Annotated in this window: 8 protein-coding genes and 1 pseudogene; 3 read left to right on the top strand and 6 right to left on the bottom strand. The window is 61.0% G+C overall.

The window, feature by feature from the left end; genetic code table 11:
• The first annotated feature begins 272 nt into the window (after nucleotides 1-272).
• Nucleotides 273-1,592, top strand: coding sequence for an MFS transporter (locus HX846_RS17310; RefSeq protein ID WP_008435500.1), 1,320 nt, complete (start codon nucleotides 273-275; stop codon nucleotides 1,590-1,592).
• A gap of 123 nt (nucleotides 1,593-1,715) precedes the next feature.
• Nucleotides 1,716-2,348, top strand: a complete 633-nt coding sequence (locus tag HX846_RS17315) for a flavin reductase family protein (protein WP_102605692.1) — start codon at nucleotides 1,716-1,718, stop codon at nucleotides 2,346-2,348.
• A gap of 141 nt (nucleotides 2,349-2,489) precedes the next feature.
• On the opposite strand, the gene HX846_RS17320 is transcribed toward HX846_RS17315, so the two are convergent.
• Nucleotides 2,490-2,738 carry a hypothetical protein gene (locus HX846_RS17320; protein WP_003214132.1) on the bottom strand — a complete coding sequence of 83 codons (249 nt, stop codon included), beginning with the start codon at nucleotides 2,736-2,738 and terminating at the stop codon, nucleotides 2,490-2,492.
• A gap of 43 nt (nucleotides 2,739-2,781) precedes the next feature.
• Nucleotides 2,782-3,123 (bottom strand): antibiotic biosynthesis monooxygenase family protein, encoded by a 342-nt coding sequence (locus tag HX846_RS17325; protein WP_003214130.1) that lies wholly within the window; start codon nucleotides 3,121-3,123, stop codon nucleotides 2,782-2,784.
• A gap of 326 nt (nucleotides 3,124-3,449) precedes the next feature.
• On the opposite strand from HX846_RS17325, the gene HX846_RS17330 reads away from it, so the two are divergent.
• Nucleotides 3,450-4,379 (top strand): AraC family transcriptional regulator, encoded by a 930-nt coding sequence (locus HX846_RS17330; RefSeq protein ID WP_178965777.1) that lies wholly within the window; start codon nucleotides 3,450-3,452, stop codon nucleotides 4,377-4,379.
• 29 nt (nucleotides 4,380-4,408) lie between these two features.
• Here the strand turns inward: HX846_RS17330 and HX846_RS40415 are convergent.
• From HX846_RS40415 to HX846_RS17345, 4 genes and pseudogenes are all read right to left on the bottom strand, one after another.
• A pseudogene (locus HX846_RS40415) lies at nucleotides 4,409-4,510 on the bottom strand (N-acetyltransferase); the annotation flags it as partial.
• Between the two features lie 21 nt (nucleotides 4,511-4,531).
• The gene (locus HX846_RS17335; protein WP_087694634.1) at nucleotides 4,532-6,001 is read right to left on the bottom strand and encodes an ATP-binding protein; all 1,470 of its coding nucleotides are present in this window, start codon (nucleotides 5,999-6,001) and stop codon (nucleotides 4,532-4,534) included.
• The gene (locus HX846_RS17340) at nucleotides 5,991-6,722 is read right to left on the bottom strand and encodes a response regulator (RefSeq protein WP_003214124.1); all 732 of its coding nucleotides are present in this window, start codon (nucleotides 6,720-6,722) and stop codon (nucleotides 5,991-5,993) included. The genes HX846_RS17335 and HX846_RS17340 overlap by 11 nt, the downstream gene beginning before the upstream one ends.
• Before the next feature lie 154 nt (nucleotides 6,723-6,876).
• Nucleotides 6,877-7,394: glucokinase (locus HX846_RS17345; RefSeq protein WP_178965778.1), on the bottom strand; the 518-nt coding region annotated here is incomplete at its 5' end.

Genomic DNA, 7,394 nt, shown 5'->3' on the forward strand with positions numbered 1-7,394 from the left:
TCCGCGTGGGAATGCAGCTCTGGACGCTCCGCGTCCGCCCTTAAAATCGTGACGCGGAACGTCACAGGATGCGCTCCCACGCAGAGCGTGGGAGCGATCTTCGTCGGCGGATTTCCGCTCATCCCCCTTGATTCATCAGCAATTTTCCGCTCAAAAATTTCCGCAAACCCTTCTAGACCGGGCCTTCATCGGCTTGGCACAGCTCCTGCTATAGCCCAGCCAGGCTGCGCTACCGCGCGCTCCACAAAAACAATTAGATGAAGGATCCTTAAATGGATAACTCCAACTCCCTGCCTCTGGGGTCGGCGACTGCGCCGGCAAAAGGACGCACCACCTCCAGCCGTATCAAGTCGATCTTCAGCGGATCGGTCGGCAACATGGTCGAGTGGTACGACTGGTACGTCTACGCGGCTTTCTCCCTGTATTTCGCCAAGACCTTTTTCCCGAAAGGCGACACCACCGCCCAGCTCTTGAACACCGCCGCGATCTTCGCCGTGGGTTTCCTGATGCGCCCGATCGGTGGCTGGCTGATGGGCCTGTACGCCGACAAGGTCGGGCGTAAAAAGGCCTTGATGGCGTCGGTGTACCTGATGTGCTTCGGCTCGCTGCTGATTGCCCTGAGCCCGGGCTATGAAGCCATTGGTATCGGTGCGCCGATCCTGCTGGTATTCGCCCGTTTGCTGCAGGGCCTGTCGGTCGGCGGTGAATACGGCACCTCCGCCACTTACCTCAGCGAAATGGCGACCAAGGAACGTCGGGGCTTCTACTCCAGCTTCCAGTACGTGACCCTGATCTCCGGCCAGCTCATCGCCCTGGCGGTATTGATCGTGCTGCAACAATTGCTGACCACCGAACAACTGTACGACTGGGGCTGGCGTATCCCGTTCGCCATCGGCGCGCTGTGCGCGGTAGTGGCGCTGTACCTGCGTCGTGGCATGGAAGAAACCGAGTCGTTCACCAAGAAAGAAAAGGCCAAGGAAAGCGCAATGCGCACCTTGATGCGCCACCCCAAGGAACTGATGACCGTAGTCGGCCTGACCATGGGCGGCACCCTGGCGTTCTACACCTACACCACCTACATGCAGAAATACCTGGTGAACACTGTCGGCATGAGCATCTCCGACTCCACCACCATTTCGGCGGCCACGCTGTTCCTGTTCATGTGCCTGCAACCCATCATCGGCGGGCTGTCGGACAAGGTTGGCCGCCGGCCGATCCTGATCGCCTTCGGCGTCCTCGGCACGCTGTTCACCGTGCCGATCCTCACCACCCTGCACACCATCCAGACCTGGTGGGGCGCGTTCTTCCTGATCATGGCGGCGCTGATCATCGTCAGCGGCTACACCTCGATCAACGCCGTGGTGAAGGCCGAATTGTTCCCCACCGAAATCCGCGCCCTGGGCGTTGGCTTGCCCTATGCACTGACCGTGTCGATCTTCGGCGGCACCGCTGAATACATCGCGCTGTGGTTCAAGAGCATTGGCATGGAAACCGGTTACTACTGGTACGTCACCGCGTGTATTGCGGTGTCGCTGTTGGTGTATGTGACCATGAAGGACACCCGCAAGCATTCGCGGATTACTACGGACTAAGGGTTCTGCCAGGATAAAAAAGGGGCTGTGTCAGTGTATGACACAGCCCCTTTTTCATTGGCGAACACTCCACCTGAGTGCACTATGATGCCCTTCCCCGAACCACCAGCAGGAAACCCGGCCATGTCCGACGATATCCATTTCTACGAACCCGCCAACGGCCACGGCCTGCCCCATGACCCGTTCAACGCGATCGTCGGCCCGCGCCCGATTGGCTGGATTTCGTCACACGACAGCCAGGGCCGCCTGAACCTGGCGCCCTACAGTTTCTTTAACGCGTTCAACTACATTCCGCCGATCATTGGGTTTTCCAGTGTCGGGCGCAAAGACAGCCTGAACAACATCGAACAGACCGGTGAGTTCGTGTGGAACCTGGCCACCCGCCCGCTGGCCGAGCAGATGAACCAGAGTTGCGCGCCGGTATCACCCGAGGTCAACGAGTTTGAATTGTCGGGCCTGACGCCGGTGGCTTCAAAGGTGATCGCCGTGCCTCGCGTGGGCGAAAGCCCGGTGTCGTTCGAGTGCAAGGTGACGCAGATCATTCAGCTGCAGCGCGCCGACAAGGAGCTGGTGCCAAGCTGGTTGGTGCTCGGCGAGGTGGTCGCGGTGCATATCGCCAAATGGCTGCTGAAAGACGGGGTGTACGACACGGCTGCCGCCCAGCCGATCCTGCGTGGAGGTGGCCCGGCGGATTATTTTCAGTTGGGGCCGGAAGCGCTGTTCAAAATGTACCGCCCAGGCGCCGCGAAACGCTGATTGGAATGCGATAAAAATGTGGGAGCGGGCTTGCTCGCGAAGGAGGCGTGTCAGTCCATGCATATGCCAACTGATCCACCGCATTCGCGAGCAAGCCCGCTCCCACACAAGCCCGCTCCCAGATTTGGATCAGCGGTGTTTTTAGTTGGCGGAAGTTGCCCAAGAGAGCTGACCGTCTTCATCTACATCGACCAAGCGCTCCAGTTGCAGAGCTGCGGCATCGTCGGCGTCGGAGGCAGTCTTGAACGTCTGTCCATCGAGGATCTTGTGAAAGCGCGGTGCGCCCATGCCATCCAGCGCCTTGACGGCGATGGCGGCGCTATAGCCACCCTCTTCTTCACGCACCAAGGCGGAAACGGCTTCGTGGTGGGCAAACTCTTTACGTGCCATGTTGCAGGTCCTGGCCAATGGGAAAGGCGGCCATTCTAAAGCACTAGCCCGCCAGTTGCAGGTACTCGCCATAGGCATTGGCCGCCGAGGCGTCGGTAAAGGTCTGGAAGTCCATGCTGCGAACCACCATGTCATTCAACAACTCGGTGAAGACCATCAGCGCCGGCGAGCTGAAGTAGGCACTCATCGCCTGCTCGCTGCTCCAGAAGCCCGACACCAACCACACATCCGGGTCGGCCAGGGAGTGCTGCAACGAGAATTGCAGGCAACCCTGAGCCTGGCGGCCCGGTTCGATCAAACTGCTCAAGCGTGCACCCAGTTCGGTGCTGTACCCGGTACGGGCACGGATAAAGGCCATATGGCTCGCGGGAATGGGGGTGGACATGTTCGACTCTCCCGTTGAGAAGTGATGCTCGGCAAGCACTGTGAGGGCGTGTTGCCACAGGATCAAAGATACGGGCGCGGGCGTGGATGCGGTTAGTCAATTCCTGCTGGCTTATTGCACAATCCTGCGAGATACGTAGATATAGCAATCGGCCTGCGAAGTTTATTCCCGGCATGACTGCCGTATTTCAGGGGCATGACAGGCCCCGGCTTGCCTGATTCACGATTTTTCGCAGGATCAGGCAAGGATTGTGCAGAATCGAAATACCGCTTTTTGCAAAGCCGCCCTTAAGCTGTGCCCATCGTCAAAGCACCAGAGGATGTCCCATGTCGTCGCCCGAACTTCGCTCCACCCCCCTCGACGCCGATATGGAAAAGCAGCGCGCAGAACTCGCCGGCATCGTTCGCCGGCATACCTGGGAGGATGGTTCCTACGGCACAGCGATCACGTCGCTGTATCTCAACCGCCATAACTCCCCGCGTGAATTCACGCCGGTGCTGGTTGAGCCCGCGCTGTGCATCCTCGCCCAGGGGCGCAAGGAAGTGCGCCTGGCGGATGAAGTCTTCGCCTACGACCCGCTCAATTACCTGGTGTTTTCGGTAGCGATGCCGGTGGCCGGGCGCATCCTTGATGCCACGCCGGAAGACCCCAACCTGTCGATTCGGGTGAATATCGACCCGGCACAGATCACCGCACTGATTGCCGAAGCCGGGCCGATGGGCGTGCCCCCGCGCCCGACCTCCCGAGGGATGTATGTCGACCGCCTGGACAGCCAGCTACTGGACGCCGTGCTGCGCCTGACCCGATTGCTCGACGCACCGAAAGACATCGCAATGCTCGCGCCGCTGATCAATCGGGAAATTCTCTATCGCCTGTTGCGCGGTCCACAGGGTTATCGGCTGTATGAAATTGCCGTCGCCAACAGTCAGAGCCATCGGGTGAGCCAGGCGATCACCTGGTTGAACGGCAACTACGAACAGCCCCTGCGCATTGATGACCTGGCCAAGGAAGTGAACCTCAGCGTCTCGACCTTGCACCACCGCTTCAAGGCGATGACCGCCATGAGCCCGTTGCAGTACCAAAAACAGTTGCGCTTGCAGGAGGCTCGGCGGTTGATGATCGCCGAGGGCCTGGAAGCCTCGGCGGCGGGGTATCGGGTGGGCTATGAGAGCCCATCACAGTTCAGCCGCGAATACAGCCGGCTGTTTGGTGCGCCGCCGTTGCGGGATCTGGCCAGGTTGCGCCAGAGCGTCTAACCACGGTTATAACACCGGATACTAATAATGTGGCGAGGGAGCTTGCTCCCGTTGGACTGCGCAGCAGTCCCATCTTTTGGGGCCGCTTCGCGCCCCAACGGGAGCAAGCTCCCTCGCCACAAGTACTCAATCAGCTGCGGTATTGGTGGTGTTCAATCCAGGCCACGAGGCAGTTGCAAGGTCACCCGCAAACCGCCCTCCCGCAGATTCTGCAAACTCACTTCACCGCCATGGCTGTGGGCAATGTTGCGGGCGATGCCCAAGCCCAGGCCGTAACCCTGTTGCTGCCCGGCCAGGCGGAAGTGCGGCTCGAAGACCTGCTCCAGGCGCTGTTCCGGCACGCCCGGCCCTTCGTCGTCGACGTGGAGGATGAACTCCGCGCCATCGTCTTCGATATGCAAATGGGCGTTCTGCCCGTACTTCAGGGCGTTGTCGATCAGGTTGCCGATGCAGCGCTTGAGCGCCAGCGGCTTGCCCGGGTATGTCGTAAGTGCCCGACCATGTTGGGTCACGCGCCCATTGCCGTTGGGCGCCAGGTACGGCTCCACCAGGCAGTCGAGTACGTGGTTGAGGTCCACCGGTTCGATGTTTTCGTGAATGTCGGTGTCCTTCACACACTGCAGCGCGCCTTTGACCAGCAACTCCAGTTCATCCAGGTCGCGGCCGAACTTGGTTTGCAGGTTCTCGTCTTCCAGCAATTCCACCCGCAACCGCAGGCGTGTGATGGGTGTGCGCAGGTCGTGGGAAATGGCGCTGAACAGCTGGCTGCGTTCGGTCAGGTAACGGCTGATGCGTTCGCGCATGGCATTGAACGCGCGGCCTACTTCCACCACTTCGCTGCCGCCGCCTTCGGCCACCGGCTCCACGTCGGCGCCCAGGGACATGTCCCGCGCCGCCCTCGCCAGGCGCTTGAGTGGACGGCTTTGCCAGTGCACCAGCAGGCCGATAAACAGCAGCAGGAAGCCGCTGGTGAGCACGATAAACCACACCTGCTGGTATGGCAGGCCTTGTTCTTCGAGGCTGGTATAGGGTTCGGGCAGCAAGGAGGCAATGTAGAGCCATTCGCCCTGGGCCAGCTGGATCTGGGTGACCAACACCGGCGGATTCACCGGTTCCAGGGTCAACGCGTAATGCGCCCAGGAGCGCGGCAATTCATCGAGTTTCAAGCCGGCGTTGAAGATGCGCAGGTCTTCGGCGCTGACGAACTCCACCGAAACATGCACGTCGCTGCCCAGGGTCTGGCGCAACACTTCTTCGACAGCACCGAGCACTGCATGCTTGCGCGGGGTTTCCGGCAATACCGCCATGTCCAGGGGCTTATCGTTGAGCGTCACCACAAACCGGGTACCGCCCATGCTGCGCAACTGGTCCAGTACCAACGGCCGGAAGGCCACCGGCAACGAGCGGAAATAACTGACGCTGGCGGTCATCGAATGCGCCAGGCTGCGGGCGGCGGTTACCAGGCCTTCAAGCTGGGTAGCGCGCAATTGCGAGACCCAGATCACGCTGGACAACGCCTGGGCAAACAGCACCGCCAACAGGGTCAGCAGTAACATCCGCCCCAGCAGCGAACGCGGTACCGGGATGCGCCGGCGCAGTTCACGCAGGCGCTCAGTGGGCATTGCCGGCAACCACGCTGGCTGCCAATTGATAGCCACTGCCGCGCACGGTGCGGATCAGCCGGGGTGGTTTTTCGGTGTCGCGCAGGCGTTGGCGCAGACGGCTGACGGCCATGTCGACAATCCGGTCCAGGGGCATCAGGTCGCGGCCACGGGTGGCGTTGCCGATGGTGTCGCGGTCGAGGATTTGCTGGGGGTGGTCGAGGAACAGTTTGAGCAGGGCAAAATCGGCGCCGGAAAGAATCACTTCCTCGCCGTCGACGTGGAACAGCCGGTGGCTGACCATGTCCAGGCGCCACTCGCCAAACACCAGCACCTCGCCGCCGCTGCGCTCCTGGCCAAACTGACAACGCCGCAACAGGGCCTTGATACGGGCCTGCAGCTCACGGGGGCTGAAGGGTTTGCCGATGTAATCGTCGGCACCCAGCTCCAGGCCGATGACGCGGTCGGCTTCGTCGGAACTGGCGGTGAGCATGATGATCGGCACCTGGGCCTGGCGCGGGTGCTGGCGGATCCAGCGGCAAAGGCTGAAACCGTCTTCGTCCGGCAGCATCACATCAAGGATCACCAGGTCGCACGGCGCTTCGTTCATCGCCTGGCGGAACCCCGCGCCATCCGGCACGCCACGCACCTGGAAACCGGCGCGGCTGAGGTAGGTTTGCAGCAACTCGCGGATTTCCTGGTCGTCGTCGACCAGGAGAATGGATTTACTGATTACGCTCACGGGGTCCTCCTTGTTGTTATGGCCAAGCTTAAGTCATTTGTTGCCCTTGAGGCCGCCTTCGCGAGCAAGCCCGCTCCCACATTCGACCTCATTCATCCAGTTGGAATGGGATTGAATGTGGGAGCGGGCTTGCTCGCGAAGAGGCCATCACTGCCTACGCAAATGCCTGCTCAAGCGCCACACCAGCACCTGTCAACCCTGAGTACGGTGCCGTCACCAGCCACACCGGAATGCCTTTGAAGTAGTCGCTCATGCAGCCCTTGTCGCCAAAACTCCTGGCAAAACCACTCTTGATAAAGAAATCGGCAAAGCGCGGGATCACCCCACCCACGATGTACACGCCACCACGACCGCCGGTGGTCAGCACATTGTTACCGGCGACGCGGCCCAGCCAGATACTGAACTGATCCAGCACTTCCAGGGCAATCGGGTCGCCCGCCAGGCCAGCGGCAGTGATGGCCTCGGGAGTTTCCAGAACCGCCTCGTGACCGTCCACCGCGCAGATCGCCCGGTACAACCTGGGCAAACCGCCACCGCTCAAGGCAGTTTCAGCGCTGACATGGCCGATCTCATTGTAGATGTGCTGCCACAGCTGGGCTTCACGCGGGCTGCTCACGGGCAGGTCGACATGGCCGCCCTCCCCCGGCAATGCCGCCCAACGGCCATGGCCGA

The organism is Pseudomonas sp. K5002 (assembly GCF_013386655.1).
Taxonomy (GTDB): Bacteria; Pseudomonadota; Gammaproteobacteria; order Pseudomonadales; family Pseudomonadaceae; genus Aquipseudomonas.